General features: G+C 72.1%; 11 protein-coding genes. 2 read left to right on the top strand and 9 right to left on the bottom strand.

Annotated features, from left to right (window positions below):
* Positions 1-74: 74 nt before the first annotated feature.
* The 5 genes from SLUN_RS30520 to eccD all read right to left on the bottom strand — a co-directional run bounded on the left by SLUN_RS30520 (position 75) and on the right by eccD (position 5,165).
* Entirely contained in the window at positions 75-542 is a 468-nt protein-coding gene (locus SLUN_RS30520) for a type VII secretion system-associated protein (RefSeq protein WP_108153176.1), read from the bottom strand.
* 339 nt (positions 543-881) lie between these two features.
* Complete coding sequence (locus SLUN_RS30515) at positions 882-1,190, bottom strand: WXG100 family type VII secretion target (protein WP_108153175.1); 309 nt, start codon at positions 1,188-1,190, stop codon at positions 882-884.
* 85 nt (positions 1,191-1,275) lie between these two features.
* Positions 1,276-1,611 (bottom strand): hypothetical protein, encoded by a 336-nt coding sequence (locus SLUN_RS30510; RefSeq protein ID WP_108153174.1) that lies wholly within the window; start codon positions 1,609-1,611, stop codon positions 1,276-1,278.
* 512 nt (positions 1,612-2,123) lie between these two features.
* Positions 2,124-3,713 carry a type VII secretion protein EccB gene (gene eccB / locus SLUN_RS30505; RefSeq protein ID WP_108153173.1) on the bottom strand — a complete coding sequence of 530 codons (1,590 nt, stop codon included), beginning with the start codon at positions 3,711-3,713 and terminating at the stop codon, positions 2,124-2,126.
* 45 nt (positions 3,714-3,758) lie between these two features.
* A complete protein-coding gene (gene eccD / locus SLUN_RS30500) occupies positions 3,759-5,165 on the bottom strand; it encodes a type VII secretion integral membrane protein EccD (RefSeq protein ID WP_108153172.1) in 1,407 nt (468 codons plus the stop codon).
* A 454-nt stretch (positions 5,166-5,619) separates the two neighbouring features.
* Here eccD and eccCa point away from each other — a divergent pair, with 454 nt between their 5' ends.
* Positions 5,620-9,657 carry a type VII secretion protein EccCa gene (eccCa, locus tag SLUN_RS30495; RefSeq protein ID WP_108153171.1) on the top strand — a complete coding sequence of 1,346 codons (4,038 nt, stop codon included), beginning with the start codon at positions 5,620-5,622 and terminating at the stop codon, positions 9,655-9,657.
* A 256-nt stretch (positions 9,658-9,913) separates the two neighbouring features.
* On the opposite strand, the gene SLUN_RS30490 is transcribed toward eccCa, so the two are convergent.
* The 4 genes from SLUN_RS30490 to SLUN_RS30475 all read right to left on the bottom strand — a co-directional run bounded on the left by SLUN_RS30490 (position 9,914) and on the right by SLUN_RS30475 (position 16,640).
* Entirely contained in the window at positions 9,914-11,158 is a 1,245-nt protein-coding gene (locus tag SLUN_RS30490; protein ID WP_108153170.1) for a S8 family serine peptidase, read from the bottom strand.
* Positions 11,155-14,466, bottom strand: coding sequence for a right-handed parallel beta-helix repeat-containing protein (locus SLUN_RS30485; protein ID WP_108153169.1), 3,312 nt, complete (start codon positions 14,464-14,466; stop codon positions 11,155-11,157). The genes SLUN_RS30490 and SLUN_RS30485 overlap by 4 nt, the downstream gene beginning before the upstream one ends.
* A gap of 144 nt (positions 14,467-14,610) precedes the next feature.
* Positions 14,611-15,819, bottom strand: coding sequence for a ricin-type beta-trefoil lectin domain protein (locus SLUN_RS30480; protein WP_175313798.1), 1,209 nt, complete (start codon positions 15,817-15,819; stop codon positions 14,611-14,613).
* Positions 15,816-16,640 (bottom strand): type VII secretion system-associated protein, encoded by an 825-nt coding sequence (locus SLUN_RS30475; protein WP_108153168.1) that lies wholly within the window; start codon positions 16,638-16,640, stop codon positions 15,816-15,818. Before SLUN_RS30475 ends, SLUN_RS30480 begins: the two co-directional genes overlap by 4 nt.
* 571 nt (positions 16,641-17,211) lie before the next feature.
* Between SLUN_RS30475 and SLUN_RS30470 the strand changes: the two genes are divergently transcribed.
* On the top strand, positions 17,212-18,165 hold the full coding sequence (locus SLUN_RS30470; protein ID WP_108155023.1) for a mannose-binding protein: 954 nt from the start codon (positions 17,212-17,214) through the stop codon (positions 18,163-18,165).
* Positions 18,166-18,530 lie beyond the last annotated feature (365 nt).

Here is an 18,530-nt window from a genome sequence, read left to right as displayed (position 1 = left end):
GGATGGGCAGGCGTGTGTCTCTCACAGGGGCGCGCCGAGCGGCCGTGGCCTCTGCCGGCGCGCGAGGCTCTGACTCAGTCGTCTTCCGGTTCGCCGGTGGTGCCGGCGGTGAGCGTGTCGACCTCTTCGAAGGTCTGTAGCAGCGTCTGCGCGTCGATCGCCCCGAGGTTCTTGTCCTTGGTCTTGTTCGCCTCCTCGATGGTGTCCGTGAGCGCCTCCTTCAGTTCCTTGAAGAGCTCCATCTGGTCACCGAGCAGCTTGTCGATGGACTCGGCCGCGGCGCGCACGCCCTCGATCAGCTTCGGTCCCGAGACCAGGGGCTCGGTGACCATCTTGCCGATGCGCAGGAGCTGTTTGTCCTGGGCGAGGTTCTCCGCGGTGGTGTGCCCGTCGACGAGCTGGCCGAGCGGGCGGATGGTGGACCCGTCGCCGTCCTCGCGGTGCTTCTTCGCGGCGGTGTAGACCGGCTGTACCTCGTTGTCCCGGAAGTTCTCCATCTGCTTGAGGTCGAAATGCTTGACGTCGGCCTTCTCACCGGCCATGGGACGATCTCCTGCTGCTTGGTTGCCGGACGGGGATACGGGATGACCCGGTGGGCATGTGGCGTACGGACGAGGGACGGATCGGCGGGCCTGCGTGCGGGGTCGGCCCACCGGGTCTCTGTCGGGAAACTCTCGCCTGCTCGGCGGCGTCCGGCACGTTCTTCCCGGAGTCCTGGAGCAGGGGCAGGGGCGCGGCCTGTTGCCTCAACTTGCCGCAACCGTCCGCATGGGGCTGCCATGCGGACGGTTCGGCGCCTTCGACCTCACGCACGCGACGCCGGGTCCCGCCCCTCGGGACGGACGAGGGGAAAGCCCCGGCCGGGCCCGGGGGCCCAGGCCCTAACGGGCCCGCACATTGCCCCAGTTGTCGGCGCTCTTGCGCTCGTCACGGGAGTGGTTGTCGTGGATGGTCCGGATCAGCTCGCCGTTGTCGCCGAGCAGTCGCGCCATGTTCTTGGTGGCGTTGTCCCACTCCGCCTGGACCTCACGGTACTTCTCCTGGTCCGCACCCTCCCAGGAGGTGACGAGCGGCTTCAGCTCGTCCTCCAGGTTGTTGAGGGTCGTGATGATCCCCTGGGTCTGTTCCATCAACTCCTCGATGGCCTGCTGAACCTTGGGGTATTGCACGTCGATGATGCCGTCGGCCATGACGTCTCCTCTCGAAGGCCGGGCGCCGGGCCCGGGAAGCTCACGAAGTCCGGCCCTGTCGAAGAGGGCCGGTACCGCGGGTGGTTCAGCGCAGTGCTTCGAAGACGCCCTGGCTGGTCTTGCTGTTGAGGACCTCGGTCAGGTCCTCGTTCTCCTTCGCCAGGCGGTTGGCGGAGGTCACGTTCTCCTGGAGCGCGTCGATCATCGTGCTGATCTGGACGACGACCTTCTGTGCCTCGGTGTTCCAGCTACGGAAGAGCTTCAGCAGGGCCTGGCCCTCGTCGCCACCGACGCCCGAACGCGCGGCGATCTGGGCAACGTTGTCCTGGATCTTCTCGACCTGGTTCCGGGCCGACTCCAGAGAGGAGACGCCCCCCAAGCCCTTGGCATAATCCGCTTTCCTAGCGGCACTGTCCGCCATGTCACGCTCCCTTCGTTCAGGCGCGTCTCGTCGCACCGTTGCCCGCTGAGGCTAAAGAGAAAACAGGGTTCTGCGCAACGCGTGCAGGGAAGATGTGAGCAACGGCCGGTTCGGAAGAATTCGCCTGTGTGGCAACGGAGTTGTGCGAACGTTGCAGCAGGATGAACAGGTACGCCCGAACGACGGGCACGCAGGACGTGACCGTCCGCAGGTCGACCCCCGAACGGGCGAGAAACGGGCACACAAAGAGACTGAACGGTCATCAGGAAGGACCGCACCGGGCAATGCGCGCGTACCCGCGGAGTTCCCCGGGTACCGCCGGGCTGAGATACTTGAGCTTCTCCTGAGGTTTCGCCTTCGTATGCGGCACCGCGACAACTCGATAACTCCTCCGACTCGGCGACTTCGCGCCATCTGCGCCGAGTTCGGCCTGATGTTTCCCTCCGCGCGTCCTTATTCTTTTCTTTTTCCTCGGCGCCGTATGTGTTCCTTGCCGGAATCGGTGCGTGGTGTCAGCTCCGTGAAGCGGCGCCCGCCGCGTCCGCCTTGTCCGCCTTGTCCGCTTCCTCGGTCTTCCCGGGCTGCTCCGACCGATCGGCGGCGCCGCACTCGGGAGCCGTCACCTTGGGTTCGGTGGCGCCGGCCGCGGCGGTCGCGTCGAGGTCCGCGCCGGTGGGGAAGGCCGCCAGCAGCGGTGCCGGGACCGAGCCGATGTCCGCGGCCTCGTACCCGAGTGCTGCCAGCGATTCCTTGGCGGAGACGCGGTACTTCACGCCGTTCTCCGCCACCAGATAGGTGGTTCCGGCGTGCGCGGCACCGCTCGCGTGCAGGGCCCGGACCAGAGCGCCGTGCCCCGGCCGTACCACCGTGGCGTCCGTCGGGACACAGGCCGGCTTCAGCGGCTGGGCCGTGCCCTCCGACACCGCGACCGGGGCGAGCCGGGTCAGCGGGACCAGCACCGACCTGATCCGCACGCCGCCGTTGTCGCCGTCCACCTGCGCGCAGAGCGCGGTGCCGCGCTCCGCGGACTGCGGGAGCGGCGGCGCTTCCGGCAGCTCCGCGGATCCGGCGGAGCCCGCATCCTTCGCCCGGTGCTCGCGCAGCGCGTCCGCGCCGACCGTGCGCACCTCGGGCGACTGCCCCTGGTAGGCGTCCTTCTGGGTGGCCGGGTCGCCCAGCACCAGGGCGGCGCCGAGCCGGGTCAGCGGCACCAGGCCGTCCTTGCGCAGCAGGTGGTAGGTACTGCCGCCGCCGGGCACGCTGACCTTGAACAGCTGGCCGATCCGGCTGGCCTCACCACCGAGTTCGGGGCCCTCCTCGCCGCGCCCCGCCACCGCGGGCGGCTTCAGGGCGGGGCCGGGTGCCAGCGCGTCGAGGAAGGCCGCCGAGACCCGCATCGGCTGCTGGGAGCCGTAACCGAGGGCGTTGCGGGCGTCGGAGGCACGGTCCAGCGGCAGCCTACTGCCCCGCCACACCAGGTACTCGGTGTCGTCCGGGCCGCGTACCAGCACACCGCGGTCGCGGCCGATGCTGCGGGAGTCCAGGGGCATCCCGGCCGCCACGGTGGTGGCGCCCGGCTTGTCCACCCCGCTGGTCGTCACGAGGCCGGAGGTGTTGGGCAGCGCCCCGTCAGGACCAGTGACGCACATGTGCCAGGCGCCGTCGTCGAGTTGGCCGGCCCGGGGCACGACGTCCGGGGCGCCGGGGATACCGACCGGGGCGCCCACCGGGACGCCCTGCAGCGAGGGCGTACGGACGTCCGCGGTCGCCAGGTCGGAGCCGCCGATCAGCTTCGCCGAGGCGTAGTTGCGCACGGGGTGCAGTACGCCGTCGGTGCCGGTCCACAGATATCGGGCGCCGGTGTCACGGTTGACCACCAGGTGCTTGCCGTCGCGCCAGCCGTCGTTCCCGCCGGGGCGCAGCAGGCCGTAGACGGTGGCGCCCGCGCCGATCAGGACGGTGACCAGTACGCCGAAGACCACGCCCCGGGTGGTGCGCCCGAGCGGGCTCTCCGGGGCGTCCGGGTCGGCCATCAGCAGGCTCGAGCTGAGCCTGCCCATCATGAACGTGTGGGCGTGTACCTGGTCTCGTTTGGACTGCACGGCCTCTCCTCAACTCCTTCTCCATGCCGCGGCGTAGGGGTGTGCTCAGCCGAACAGGCCGCGCAGCCAGCCGAAGAGCCCCGCCGCCCAGAGGGCGAGCGGCAGCAGCGCCACCGCGAAGCCGGTGTGCGCCAGTTCCGCCGCGCGGCCCCAGTACGGCAGCACCCGGCGGCCGGGCACCGTCCAGGCGGCGATCACGAGTGCGGCCGCGGCGGCGAGCAGCACCGCGAAGACCAGTACGCGTCCGTCGCCGTGGTCGTCCACCGCCCAGGAGCGGGCGAGCAGCAGCAGCCCCCAGACGCCGGGTACGGCCAGGGTCAGCCGCTGCCCGATGTGCACCAGGCCGCGGCAGTGCAGGAGCAGCAGCAGGCTCAGCCCGACGGAGGTCAGCACCTCGGGCAGGTTCGGGTGGTCGGTGAGGACGACCAGGGCGGCCGCGGCGATGATGCCGGTGGCGGCGAAGAGCGCGGTGACCCAGCGCCCGGCCAGTTCGGTGCGCTCGGCGACCTCGTCGCCCGCGTAGGGCTCGATGCCCTCCTGGAGCTGGCTTGCTGAGGACGGCAGCGCGGGCAGGCGCATCCCGGCCAGTTTGAAGGCGAACGGTGCCACCGCTCCGGCGGCGAGGGCGACCACGGTCGCCACCAGCGCCACCGAGGCCGCTACGTCCAGGCCGGTGTAGCCCATCAGGGCCCCGGCGATCGCGGTCGCCACCGAGACCAGCGCGGTGGCGAAGAGGGCCTGGGCGCCGACCGCGGTGGCGGCGAGCGCGAGGACCGCGCCGCCCGCTGCGGCCGCGCCTGCCGCGAGGAGCCGTGCGCCCGCGACCTGTGCCGCGTCGGGGCCGGTCAGGTCTCCGCCCGGCAGCAGCCAGCCGGCCAGCGCCAGGCAGGGCGCGACGAGCAGGGCGAGCGCGGTCGCGGAGAGGCGGTCGCCGACCGCGCGGCTGGCCGAGCCCGCGCCCGCGAGCAGCAGCAGCCCGGTCACGGCCGCGAAGGCGACCTGGGTGGATTCGGAGCCGGTCGCCCCGGGCCAGAGCACCAGCGCGAGGGCGGCCGCCACGGTCGCCACCGCGGTGCCCACCAGGAGTCCGCGGGCCGCTTCGGGGTGCCAGGTGTGCAGCTTCCGGCCCGCGGTGTCGGCTATCCCGTCCACCAGGTCGTCGAGCCGGGCCTCGGGCAGCGCCTCGGTGTGCGGGCGCAGGTAGAGCACGGCGCCGTCGGCGAACCCGGCGTGGGCGAGGGTGGTCTCCTCGTCGAGCGGGGCGCCGCCGAGTTGCTGGAGCACCCAGCCGGCATGGTCGAGACCGGCCTCCTCGGCTTCCTCGCCCACATAACGGAGCAGCGTCGGCAGGAGATCGGCGACCGGCACGTCGGCGGGCACGGCCAGATCGACGGAGACGCTCGGCGCACGTACGGTCAGGCGGCACAGCTCGGCCACCGCACTGTCGGTCATCAGCTGAACTCTCGTCTTCCGTGGGGGCTTTGACAGGAGGACTTCCCCGGGAGAGGGGACCTGCGAAGAGTACGGAAGGCCGCGCGGCCAGGAACGGGGCGTACCGGGCTGGGGAATTGTGTCCGCGCGGCCAGCGACCGCCTATCCCACGTGGACAGGTCGCGTTCCGTGAATGCAGACTACTGCCTACGCCCGCCGGATCGTGCTGCGGACCGGACTCATTGTCCGGTATGCAGTTGTCCTTCACGGGAGTTGACCGTCCCCGCTATCCGCTCGAAACATTCACCCTGGCGTTCACCGCGTCATGCGGCACCCGGAGAATCAGCTCGGTGCGGTCTTTCCCGCTACCGGGCGTGCCGGTATTCGGTGCGGGCCACAAAGGCAGTTAAACCGGAGGTTCTGTTCCTTGAGTGTGGTGCTGTTTCGCCGGCCGGCCCGCAGACGCGGACCGGAGATGCCCGAGGGTCAATTGGCCCTTCAGGAGCCACCGGTCCTCGCCGAGACCGTGCCCGACACCTCGGCGATATGGACCTATTTGCCGATGGCGCTGATGTCGGTGTCCATGATGCTGATGTTCCTGCGCCCCGGCGGCGGGAACGGCGTCTTCATGTATCTGGCGATGGGCGTCATGGCGCTCTCCGCCGGTGCCATGCTGCTGGGGCAGCTGATGCGCCGCTCCAGCGAGCGCAAGCAGCGCCTGAAGGGCGAACGCCGTGACTACCTCCGCTATCTGGCGCAGACCCGCAAGCGGGTCCGTGCCACGATTGTGGAGCAGCAGCGTGCGCTCGCCTGGCGCCACCCGGACCCCGCCTCGCTGCGCTCGCTGGCCCGCACCTCGCGGCTGTGGGAGCGCCGTCCGACCGACGAGGACTTCGGCGAGGCCCGACTCGCGATCGGCGAGCAGCAGCTCGCGCTCACCCTGCAACCGGTCTCCACCCGACCGGTGGAGGACCTCGAACCGCTCTGCGCCCACGCCCTGCGCCGCTTCATCCGCGCCTACTCCACCGTCCCGGAACAGCCCCTCGGCCTCTATCTGCGCTCCTCGGCCCGGATCCTGCTGCGCCCCGAGGAGACTCCGGGCCGGGCGACCGCCGAGCCGGTCGTCCCGCCGGCCGGGGAGACCGGCGGGGCCCGGGCCGAGGGCGGCGCCCCGGTGGAGGACCCGACCGACGCCGTACGCGCTCTCGTGCGCGCCGCGCTCGCCCAGCTCGCGGTGTTCCACGCGCCCGAGGAGCTGTGGATCGCGGTCTGTGTCAGTGACGAGCGGCGGCCCGACTGGGAGTGGGTCAAGTGGCTGCCGCACGCGTTGCACCCGCACGAGGAGGACGGCGCGGGTCAGGTCCGCCGGATCACCGCCGACCTCACCGAGCTGGACGACCTGCTCGGCGCCGAGTTCGCCGAGCGTCCCGGCTTCGACGCGGATGCCCGCCCCGGTCGTGACGAGCCCTACACCGTCGTCGTCCTGGACGGCGTCACCGTCCCCGAGGGCCATCGCTGGGAGGGGCACGGCTACCGCAACGCCGTGGTCCTCGACGTCTCCGGGGCGCTGCGCTGGCGGCCCGGCCGCAACACACTGCGGCTGACCGTCGGTCCCGACCGGGTGAGCCTGGTGCGCACCGACCGCAGCCGCAAGGAGCGTTCCGTGCCGCTCGGCCGCCCGGACCGGCTCGGCCCGCTCGCCGCGGAGTCGCTGGCCCGGCTGCTCACCTCCCGCCGGATCAGTCTGGGCACCGACATCGCGCAGCCGCTGGACAGCGACGTCGAACTGACCACCCTGCTCGGCATCCCCGACCTGCACCGGCACGACCCGGCCACGCTCTTCGCCCGGCACACCGGCACCGCGCGGCTGCGGGTTCCGGTCGCGGTCGGTGTGGACGGCCGCCCGGTGGAACTCGACATCAAGGAGTCCGCGCAGGGCGGCATGGGCCCCCACGGCATGCTCATCGGCGCCACCGGTTCCGGCAAGAGCGAGCTCCTGCGCACCCTCGTCCTCGGCCTCGCGCTGACCAACTCCTCCGAGACCCTCAACTTCGTCCTGGTCGACTTCAAGGGCGGCGCCACCTTCCTCGGCCTGGAGGAACTCCCGCACACCTCCGCCGTCATCACCAACCTGGCCGACGAAGTGGCGCTGGTGGAGCGCATGCAGGATGCCCTGCACGGCGAGCTCATGCGCCGCCAGGAGCTGTTGCGCTCGGCCGGCAACTACACCTCCGCCCTGGAGTACGAGCGGGCCCGCGCCGCGGGGGCCGACCTCACCCCGCTGCCGAGCCTGTTCGTGGTGGTCGACGAGTTCAGCGAGCTCCTCTCCACGCACCGGGAGTTCATGGACCTGTTCGTGATGATCGGCCGCCTCGGCCGCTCCCTCGGGGTGCACCTGCTGCTCGCCTCGCAGCGCCTGGACGAGGGCCGCATGCACCAGTTGGAGAGCCACCTGTCGTACCGGGTCGGCCTGCGCACCTTCTCCGCCATGGAGAGCCGCGGCGTGCTCGGTGTGCCGGACGCCTATGAGCTCCCGGCCCAGCCCGGCAGCGGCTATCTGAAGTCCGGTGTGGAGGCACTGACCCGCTTCCGGGCGGCCTACTCCTCCGGCACCTACCGGCGTCGCACCGGCGCGGTGGTGCAGGCACGGGTGGCCAGCCAGGTGGTGCCGTGGACCAGCGGCTGGGTGGTGCCGCGCACGCTGGAGGCGGCGCCCGAACCGGAGCCGGAGACCGAGGAGAGCGAGGAGGACGAGGAGACGCTGCTCGCCGTGGCCCTCGACCGGCTGCGCGACTCGGGCCCCGCCGCCCACCAGGTGTGGCTGCCTCCGCTGGACGAGCCGTCCCCGCTGGACGCCCTGCTGCCCGGCATCGCTCCGGACCCCGAGCGCGGCCTCACCGCTACCGGCTGGTCCGGCACCGGCAAGTTGCGGGTTCCGGTCGGCCTGGTGGACAAGCCCTTCGAGCAGCGCCGCGACCCGCTGATCGTGGACCTGTCCGGGGCAGGCGGCCACGTCGCCATCGCGGGCGGTTCGCAGAGCGGCAAGTCCACAATCACCCGCACCCTGATCGGCGCCCTCGCCCTCACCCACACCCCCGCCGAAATCCAGTTCTACTGCCTGGACTTCGGCGGCGGCGGCCTCTCGCAGCTCGCCGCGCTGCCGCACGTGGGCGGCGTCGCGGCGCGGCTCAACCCGGAGCGGGTGTACCGGGCGGTCGCCGAGGTGATGACGCTGCTCGCCCGGCGCGAGCAGTTCTTCGTGGACCACACCATCGACTCCATGCAGTCCTACCGCCGCCGCAGGGCAGCCGGGGAGTTCCCCGACGAGCCGTTCGGTGATGTGTTCATGGTGGTCGACGGCTGGTCGACGGTCCGCCAGGACTACGACGACCTGATCCCGAAGTTCAACGAACTGGCCGCCCGCGGCCTCAACTACGGTATCCACCTGCTCATCACCACGACCCGCTGGGTGGAGCTGTCCGCGCAGGTGCGCGACCAGTCCGCCACCCGCCTGGAACTGCGGATGGGTGACCCGATGGACTCCGAGATCGACACCCGCAAGGCCCGCTCGGTGCCGCGCAGCGGCGGTCGCGGCATCACCGCCGACAGCAAGATGCACTTCCTCGCCGGCCTGCCCCGGCTGGACGGCAGCGGTTCCCTCGAGGACCTCGGCGAGGGCGTCGCCCACCTGGTCACCGAGGTCGCCCGGCACTGGTCCGGCGCACCGGCCCCGCAGGTGCGGATGCTGCCGCACCGGCTCCCGCTCGCCGAACTCCCCGCGCCCGAGTCCACCGAGGGCGGCGGCATGCGCCTGCCTCTCGGTATCGACCAGGACGCCCTGGAACCGGTCTGGCACGACTTCAGCCGCACCCCGCACCTGATCGTGGTCGGCGACACCGAGAGCGGCAAGACCAACCTGCTGCGCGGCATCACCGCGGGCATCACCGCCCGCTACTCCCCCGCCGAGGCGAAGATCATCGTGGTGGACTATCGCCGCACCCTGGTGGACACCGTCCCCGAGGAGTACCGCATCGGGCACGTGATCTCCCTGGACAACCTCAAGGAGACCATCGAGGGCGCGGCCACGGCGATGAAGACCCGCGTCCCCGGCGCCGACATCGCCCCCAGCCGCATGCGCAAGTGCGACTGGTGGACCGGCCCGCGTCTGTTCATCCTGATCGACGACTACGACATGGTCTCCGGCAGCTCGTTCCAGAGCCCCATGGAGCCGCTCTTCGAGTACCTGACGCTCGGCTTCGAGATGGGCCTGCACCTGGTGGTCGCCCGCAGTGCCATGGGCGCCGGCCGCGGCCTCAGCGACGGACTCATCCGCCGCCTCGACGAGGCCAACAACCCCGCCGTCCTCCTCTCCTGCCCGCCCACGGAGGGCCGTCTGTTCGGCAACGCGAAGCCTCGGAACCTCCCTCCGGGCCGAGGCCTGCACATCGCCCGTCGCCGGGCGAAGCTGATGCAGACGGCACTGGTGGAGGAGCCCCAGGGCCAGGCGGACTGAGGGACCACGAGCGCGAAGGGTACGTACGGAACCCGTAGCGGGGGCCACTTGAGGTGGCCCCCGCTGCCGGTTCCGGGCCGGTTGTACGGCGCTGGTGGACGGCCGCGACCGATGGGTGACCGGCGAGTTCTCGAGCCGGCGTTTCGGCGTCGGCAACTGGTCGGGAACAACGTACGGCCGGCACCTGCGAGTTGCCGGGGCCGGCCGTACGGGCCTGCGGGTGGGGCGCCAAGGGGCACCCCACCCGCAGCTCCGTTCAGTCCTTGTCCGTGCCGCCCGCTCCCGCCGGACGCCAGCCCCGGGCGCGGGCCCTGGGGAGGGCGAAGGCGGCCCACAGGATGGCGAGGACGCCTGCGGTGCCGAGGAGGACGAAAAGCATGGCTCGGTCGGTGGCGCGGTCGGCGGCCGAGGTGTCGCGGACGGCCACGGGGTCCGCGGCGCGCTCGGCGCCGGCAGCCGTACCCGAGTCGCCGAGGACCGTGGTGACGGCGGCGTACGGGTCCAGCTGGGGGATGTCGGCGGGGTAGGCGGTGGCGGTGAGACGGCGCGCGACGGCGTCGGGCGAGTCGTCGGGCCGGACGGCGCGGACTGCCGCGGCGGCCCCTGCGGCGTAGGCGGTGGCCACCGAGGCGCCGGCGCCGAGGTAGTGGCCGTCGCCGCGCGGGCCGCCGGAGACCACCCCGGCGCCGGGGGCGGCCAGGTCGATGCCTCTGGTGGCCAGGGAGTTGTCCGGGCGGACACCGCCGGGAAGCATGTCGGCGACCGAGAGGACCCCGGGTTCACCGGCCGGCCAGTAGGTGCGCGACGGGATTTCGTCGGTGCCGCCCCGGGGCGGGTCCGGGGTGGCCGCGGCGACCACCAGCGCGCCCTCACGGCGGGCGTCGGCGACCGCACGGGTCAGTTCCGCGTCACGACGCGGCAGGGACGCCGCGACGGCGATGACGTCGGCTCCGGCCTCGGTCGCCTCGCGCAGCGCCTGCGTGACGAGGTCGGCGCTCGCCTGACCGCGCTGGTCGGTACCGCGCAGGGCCAGGATCTTCGCGCCCGGGGCGACACCGGTCAGACGCGAACCGCCGTCGCCGGTCCCGGCGATCAGCCCGGCCATGAAGGTTCCGTGGCCGACGCAGTCGTCGCCGGCCGTGCCCTCGGCGGTGACCCTGCCGCTGAGCCCGGCGGCGCCCGGGACGACACCGGTGTCGATCAGGGCGACGGTCACGCCCGCGCCGGTGCTGTACTGGTGCAGCCGGTCCAGGTCGAGGCGCTGGCGCGACCAGTCCTGCTTCTTCGCCTTCTCGCGGGACGCGGGGGTGCAGGTGACCGCATCCGCGTCCGGATCGAGCGCGGAGGGCATGCCGGGCAGTTCCTGGCCCTTCTTCCCGTCGGCCGCCGGCAGGCGCGACAGGGGTGCCGCCTGGGCCGGGACGGCCGTGGGCAGCAGCAGCGCGGCGGCGAGTCCGGTGCCGGACAGCAGGCGGGCCACCCCGCGGGCGGGCATCCTCATCGGGGAGCCGCCTTCGGTGCCTCGGACACGACGTCCTCGGGGAGCAGGATGCGCAGGTCGTCCAGAGTGGGTGTGGCCAGTGAACTGAGCCGCCCCGCCTGGCGGGTGACCATCGACTCGACCACCTGACGGGCCAGGCGGGCGTTGCCGAAGGAGCGGTCCCGGGGCAGCGAGTCGAAGTACTCCTTGAGCAGCGGGCCGGTGCCGGCTCCGCACTCGTAGCCCATGCTCGAGGCCTGGGCCCGCACGATGGTGACCAGTTCCTCGGAGGAGTAGTCCGCGAAGGAGATCCGGCGCGGGAAGCGGGAGGACAGGCCCGGGTTGGAGGCGAGGAAGCGATCCATCTCGTCCGTGTAGCCGGCGACGATGACGACCACCTCGTGGCGGTGGTCCTCCATCAGCTTCAGCAGGGTGTCCACGGCCTCCTGGCCGAAGTCGGCGCCGCCGCCGCGCGGGGTGAGGGTGTACGCCTCGTCGATGAACAGCACGCCGCCGCGGGCTCGTTCGAAGACCTCGCGGGTCAGCTGGGCGGTGTGGCCGATGTAGCGGCCGACCAGGTCGGCGCGGGCCGCCTCGATCAGCTGGCCCCGGTCGAGGATGCCGAGCTGGGTCAGGATCTCCCCGTAGAGGCGGGCGACGGTGGTCTTGCCCGTACCGGGCGGGCCGGTGAAGACCAGGTGGTTGCTGAGGGAGGGCACCGGCAGCCCGGCGGCGGCACGGTGGCGGGCGGTGGTGATGAGGTTGACCAGGTCCGCGACCTCGCGCTTCACCTCGGCCAGGCCGATCATGTCGCCGAGGCGGGTCAGCGGGTCGTCGGCCGGGGCCGCGGTCTCGGCGGCCAACGCGCCGGCGGTGGCGGAGACGTCCTCCGGCAGCAGCAGCCGCAGGTCGTGCTCACCGACCTGCTGCAGGGTGGCGAGCCGGACCGCCTGTCTGTCCACCATCTCCTCGAACACTCCGCGTGCGGCACGGCCGTTGCCGAAGCCGCTGTCCCGAGGCATCGCCTCGAAGTGCGCGGCCAGCGCCGCCGCGGTGCCCTCGCCCAGCTCGTACTGGTGCTGGGCGCACATGTTCTCCATGATCGCGACCAGTTCGGGCACCGAGTAGTTCTCGAACTCGACGGTCCGCGAAAAGCGGGAAGCCAAGCCGGGGTTGGAGCCGAGGAAGGACTCCATCTCGCGGGAGTAGCCGGCCGCGACCACCACCACGTCGTCGCGGTGGTCCTCCATCAGCTTCAGCAGGGTGTCCACCGCCTCACGGCCGAAGTCGGCGCCGCCGTTGCCGCTGTCCGAGGCGAGCGTGTACGCCTCGTCGATGAACAGCACACCGCCGAGCGCCCGTTGGAAGGTCTCGGTGGTCTTGATCGCGGTACCGCCGACGACCTGCGCGACCAGGTCGGCTCGGGAGACCTCCACCAGGTGCCCGCTGCGCAGCGAACCCAGTTCGGCGAGGATCGCCCCGTACAGGCGGGCGACGGTGGTCTTACCGGTGCCGGGCGGACCGGCGAAGATCAGGTGCCGGCCCATCGGCGGGGCCGACATGCCGAGTTGTTCGCGGCGCTGGGCGAGCTGCGTCAGGTTGACCAGGGTGCGCACCTGCTGCTTGACGTTCTCCAGGCCGATCAGCGCGTTCAGGGCACCGAGCGGGCCGTCCGCGCGGTCCGGCAGGGGCCCGTCCGCGGCGCCGGAGCCGGCCGGGTCGGTGTTCTCGGCGCTGCCGCTGCCCCACGCGTCCCGCTTGCCGTTGCCGGTGCTGTTCAGGCCCTCAACGGCCAGCCGGTCGCCGGGCGCGGTCTGCACCAGGCCGCCGCCCAAGTTCTCCCGGGCGAGGCAGTTCACCAGGGACACCGGCGCCGTGGACTCCACCCGGAAGCCGTCCTGGGCGCCGCCGGAGACCTCGCAGCCGCTGAGCGAGGCGAGCGCGCCCTCGCGGAGGAGGAAACCGTGGCCCTTGGGGGCGTGCACCGCGGTGCGGTTGGCGGTCAGCTCGCCGCCTGTGGCGACGACCACACCCTCCTCGCCGGATATCTCGACGCGGAAGTCGCGGACGGTGACGTTGCCGCCGTCCTCCACGACCAGACCGCTGGTGGCCGTGTCGGAGACTCCGCCACCGGCCAGGTAGAGGGTGCTGCCGGAGGCGACGCGTACACCCGCGCCCTTCGGCCGGACGATCTCGCAGTCCTCTACGCGGCCGCGGGCGTCCTTGGCGGTTGAGATGCCGTCACCGGAGGGTTCCACCAGCCGGGCCCGTCGCAGCAGCGGGTTGGCACCGCCGCGCACCGCGATCGCGGGCGAGCCGCCGATCACCTCGAGGCGGTCCAGCTCCGGCGCCGAGTCCTCCTCCAGGAGCAGCCCGGTCTGGTCGCAGTCGCGGACCGTCAGGCCGGTCAGGGCCGGGGAGGCGGCTCCCGCGACCCGCAGCGCCGCGCCCTGCGCGCCGTCCACCCAGCAGTCCTCGAAGGTGCCGCGCGCCCGGTCGGTGACGAGCACGCCGTGGCCGCGCGTACGCGAGACGCGGCAGCGGCGCAGTACCGGGTCGGTGCCCTGGGCCAGTGTGATGCCGTTCCCGGACGCTCCGGTGACGCGGACGTCCTCCAGCGTCGTACGGCCCCCGCTGCTCAGGTGCACGCCGGTGCTGGTGTCGTGCACCACGGTGCGGACCACCGAGAGGGAGCAGTTCTGCTCCAGGGCGATGGAGGGTTTGTCGGTGGAGGAGATGTCGCAGTCCTCGACGGTGCCGCGGGCCTCGCCGTTGGCGAGCAGGCCGTTGCCGCGGGCGTCGCGGACCGTGCAACCGCGGATGCGTGCCTCGCCCTGCTCCGCGATGACCAGGCCGCTGGTGCCCAGGTGTTCGAAGGTGCAGGACTCAACGGTGGTTGGCGTGGTCGAGGTGACCACGATGCCCGCGCCCTGCGGGTTGCTCACCCGGCACTCCCGCAGCGCGAGTGAACCCGTTCCGCCGGCCAGCATCGCGGTCCAGGCGGCGCCGACGACCTCACAGCCGTCGAGGGCGGCCTGCCCGCGCCGCACGTCCACGGCCGGCAGTTCGGCGTCGCCGCCGCGCAGAGTCAGTTCGGAGAGCATCACGGCGTCGGCGCGCAGCGCGATCACGCTGCCCGAGCGCGGGCGGATCTCCACCGTCCCCCGCCCTTCGGCGGCGGTGAGGGTGACCCTGGTGTTGATCACCAGGTTCTCCGCGTATGTCCCGGGCCGGACGCTGATGAGTGCGCCGGTACGGGCGGCCGCGAGTGCCTCACCGATCGTCCGGTAGCGGTCCCCCGGACCGACGGTCAGTACCTGGCGCGACACGCACCAACCTCCTTGCCACGGGGGCGTCTGCAGTGGGCACCCCCTCGTCCGGGGGCGCGTGTCGGCGAGCCGACGGTGCCATCATGCCTCGCCCTGGGGGCGGGCGAGTGCCGAGAGCGGTGTTCTCGGTCTGCGGGCGTCCTGTCAGACGCTCCACTTCTGGTTGTCGGTCCCCGCGCAGCTCCACAGCTGCAGCCGGGCCCCGCTGCCCCGGTTGTTGTCCTTGATGTCGACGCACTTGCCGACAACGGTGTTGACCAGGTCGTGGCTGGCGTTCAGGACGAACTTCTGGGCGGCGTTGCCACTGCACCAGGCGATCTGGATGGGGGTGCCGTCGTTGTAGTTCGCGTTGGCCACGTCCAGGCACTTGCCCTTGATGCGGACGGTGCCGTCGGAGGCGAACTGCCACCTCTGCGCGGGGCCGTTGTTGCAGTCCCACACGATCAGCTGCTTGCCGTCGCTGAAGTCGCCGCCCGGTACGTCGATGCAACGGCCCGAGAGGTGACTGCGCAGGGAGACGGGGGCACTGAGAGTCACGCCCGAACCGGCCTTCGCGGGCTGGTCCTTGCGGCCATCGGACGTCTTCCCGCCGCTCTGTTTCTCCGGCTGGTCCTTCGTACCGGCGTCCTTCGGCCGGCCCTCGCCCTTGTCCCCGCCCTTCACCGGAGCGGACGCGGAAGCCTCTTTCACCGGCTCCTTCTGCTTGCCCTGCTGGTCGGGGTCCTTCTTGCCGTCGCCGGAGGAACCGGTGTCGGGTGTGGTCGTAGCGAACTCGCCCGGTGCGTCCTGCGCGTTCCCGCCGAGCACTGTTCCCGCCGACGCCGGCCCTCTGCGGTCCTTGTCGTCGTTCCCGCCGAGCATCATGAACGGCACCGCCACGAGCAGCGCCCCCGCGACCGCGGCCCCGGCCAGCACCGCCTTACCCGGCCGCCCCACCGGTCCGGCCTGCTGCTGCGGCCGGTCGATCGCGGTCACGGTCATGGTCCGTACGAGCGCCGGCAGCCGGCTCTTGGCGGCCGCGGCGGCACCGGGGTCGCCTTCGGCTTCGGACTGACTGCCGGAGGCCGCCCCGCTCTCGGAGCTGGTGCCGGTCTCGGAGTTGGTGCCGGTCTCGGAGCCGGCGCCGCCTTCGGGCTCTGTGGTGCTGCCCTGTGCGGCCGTCTCCTCGGCCGCGGCAAGTTTCGTACCGGCCTCGGCTCCGCTCTTCGCCTCCGCGGGCTCAGAGTTGGGCTCGGTCTTGGGTGCGGGTGCGGGTGCGGGCTCGGCGACGGCTGCGGTCGCGGCCGTCTCCTCGCCGTCGGAACCGGGCTCGGCACACGGGGAGATGGGGGGTTGTGGGGCCGAACGTGTCACGTGGTCCTCCCTGTGGTGTGGGGCCAGGGTTCAGGAGAGCTGTCGGTCCGGGCCGCGGCCGCAGGGCCGGTGCGGTCCGCCGAGCCGGAGGGGCCGCCGGAGCTCTCCACCGTCACGGCCTCTGCTGCGGGCGCCCCCTCGGCACCCGGCACACGTACGGGATCGAGAAGACTGTCCGCCGGGACAAGCAAGGGGGCCGCGGCTCCGGCGTTCGCCAGCAACCGGGTGCCCGAAGCACTCAGTGAACGGGCCAACTCGCGTGCGGGAAGCGTGTCATGTCGAAGTGCCGCGGACATGAACTCGTGTACCGGCGAGGTGAACAACAGCACCACCGGTGCCCCGTCCAGGCCGGTGGCCGTGAGCGGCCCGCCATCCGGCCCGCGCACCACTGTGATCTCCGCCTCCGCGAGCGCCGCGAGCGCCTCGTCCACCGAGCCGTAACCGGTGGCGGCACGCTGCGCCGCCGCGTCCACCGGGTCGCTGGGCTCCGGCCAGCCGAGCACCCGGGCCGAGGGCCGGTACGCCGGGTTGGCGCGGTAGTCCCCCACGCCCCCGTCCTCGTCCGACTGCCACTCCCCCAGCACCGCCCACTCCGGCGGCGTCCGCTCCTCGGTCCACTCCGGGTCGACCACGCCGATCCAGTGCCCCGGCGCCCGGCGGGCGGCGGCCCGCACGGCCTCGGGTATCTCGGGCGTGTCCGCGAATTCGGTGGTCTCGGTGACGTCGGCAACGACTGGCTCGGAAGCGGCGGTCGGGCCGGAGCCGTCAGGCACCACGGACAAGGCATCATGCCTGCCCTCTTGCCGTTCTCCGGGCCGCATTTTCACCTGAACTCTTCGGTCCGTACGAATTCTTGGGTGCCGCGCGCCATGCGCGCACCTCGACGTTGATCAGATCGGGGAGCCAACAGGATGCCACACGCGCCCCGCCCGTGGGCGACCGGGTCATGTCCGTATCAGGGCCCCCGCGTGCCCGTTTGCTGCCCGGTCGGTGAACTTTTGAGGACCAGTGAGGCGTGGGTGGACAAAGCGGTGGGGCGGTTGGGGCTGGGAGTGCTGCTGTCGCCCCTGTGACGGGCTAAGTTGGGTGTGCCATCGGACCCGTCGACGTACACATGCCTTCCGCCCGGACGTCCAAGCCAGGGCTGTACGGGAGGACTTCGCGGCTCGGAAAGGTTCGCAAAGGTTCGCAGCCCGGAAAGGCTCGGACCGGTCCGCGGCCGCCGCCGCGGAGGGTCACGCGGAACTCGACGACCAGGACCGAGAGCCGAACCGGCTCACTCGACGCGGCACTTGCCCAAAGCCCGCCGCGCCGACGGGCGTTCGTCCGGCCCGGCCGCTGTGCGGGCCCGTGCCCACCACCGACAGCTCCGCCACCGAGGAGGAGTACCGCATGTCCCCCCAGCACCACACCCCCGGCGCGAACGCGGAGGCGGCCGCCGCCCGCGCAGAGGAGGCCGGGTCGCCACCCCCGTCCTCGGCACCGGACGAGCAGGCCCCGAGCCCCGCCGCGGCCCCCAAGGCGGAGTCAGGCACTGCCCCGAGCGGCGAGACCGCTGCCGCGACCGCCACCGCCGCCGCCCCGCCCCCGGCCGCCGCCAAGCCCGCCGAGGAGCCCGAGGAGGGCGTCGCCGTGGCGGCGGCCGTCGGAACGGCGCCGCCTGACGTCAAGGCCGCCACCGGTACCGACACAGGACGCCCCCGCAAGCCGATCCTGGCGGGGGCCGCGATCGCCGGCGCCGTCCTGGTCGCCATACCCCTGCTGCTGGTGGGGAGCGCGAATGACGAGCGACCCGACTCCGCCAAGGGGCTGGCCGCGGACTCCGACACCGTCCTGAACGCGAGCTCCGCCCCCGCCGTGCTCGACGACTACGTGGCCGAGAAGCCCAGTTCGTCCCCGAGCAAGGCGAAGCCGAAGAAGAGCAAGGCTCCGAAGGTCGCCGTCGTCCAGCCTGCTGCGCCCTCGCCGAGCCCCAAGGCGAGCAACTCGCCCGAGAAGAAGGCCAAGGCGACCCCGAAGCCGAACTGGGGCACGAAGACCGTCTACGCGGCCAGTGTCCTGCAGGTCGGACAGGCCTGGTCCACCAACCGCATCCGCATGGTCATGCAGAGCGACGGCAACCTCGTCGTCTACAACGAGAAGGGCAAGCCCATCTGGGCGGCCATGACGTTCGGCGCCAACCACCGGGCAATCTTCCAGCAGGACGGCAACCTCGTCATCCACAACGCCGACGACCGCCCCATCTGGGCCTCCAAGAGCCACGGCCACGAGAACGCCCAGCTGGTCCTGCGGGCGGACGGCAAGGTCGTCATTCTTCACAACGGCGGAGTCATCTGGTCCACCTGACACCGCGGCGGGCCGGAAAGGCCCGCCGACTGTCGGACCTCGCCGCTATGTGACGGGCCGTGATCGCACAACGGCGCCACGGCCCGTCACGCTGCCCATGCCGCCGCTCGCCGCGCGGACCTCAGCCGAGGAACGACAACCGAACCCGCAGCGCGCAGCTGAGCAGTGCATTTCCGGGCCAGGGTCCCGCAAACGCCCCTCCGCATCGTCTGGCGGCTGCTCCCACCGCCGCATGGACTCCTCGATCAAGCTGCCGGCATGGTTCCGTGCTTCTGGAGCGCGAACATCCGCCGCTACTCCCCGGCATCGCCGATGGCGGTCCGGAGGTCCTGCTGATCATGCGGCTACCACCGGCCCCGCAAAGT

It is taken from the genome of Streptomyces lunaelactis, assembly GCF_003054555.1.
In the GTDB taxonomy this organism is placed as follows: Bacteria; Actinomycetota; Actinomycetes; order Streptomycetales; family Streptomycetaceae; genus Streptomyces; species Streptomyces lunaelactis.
This window is presented reverse-complemented; position numbering and strand designations above follow the sequence as displayed.

Excerpts from the sequence above, each read along its gene's own strand:
- eccCa (WP_108153171.1), top strand. The coding sequence starts at position 5,620 with ATGCCCGAGGGTCAATTGGCCCTTCAGGAGCCACCGGTCCTCGCCGAG.
- SLUN_RS30470 (WP_108155023.1), top strand. The coding sequence starts at position 17,212 with ATGTCCCCCCAGCACCACACCCCCGGCGCGAACGCGGAGGCGGCCGCC.
- SLUN_RS30515 (WP_108153175.1), bottom strand. The coding sequence starts at position 1,190 with ATGGCCGACGGCATCATCGACGTGCAATACCCCAAGGTTCAGCAGGCC.
- SLUN_RS30510 (WP_108153174.1), bottom strand. The coding sequence starts at position 1,611 with ATGGCGGACAGTGCCGCTAGGAAAGCGGATTATGCCAAGGGCTTGGGG.
- SLUN_RS30520 (WP_108153176.1), bottom strand. The coding sequence starts at position 542 with ATGGCCGGTGAGAAGGCCGACGTCAAGCATTTCGACCTCAAGCAGATG.
- SLUN_RS30490 (WP_108153170.1), bottom strand. The coding sequence starts at position 11,158 with ATGAGGATGCCCGCCCGCGGGGTGGCCCGCCTGCTGTCCGGCACCGGA.
- SLUN_RS30475 (WP_108153168.1), bottom strand. The coding sequence starts at position 16,640 with ATGCGGCCCGGAGAACGGCAAGAGGGCAGGCATGATGCCTTGTCCGTG.
- eccD (WP_108153172.1), bottom strand. The coding sequence starts at position 5,165 with ATGACCGACAGTGCGGTGGCCGAGCTGTGCCGCCTGACCGTACGTGCG.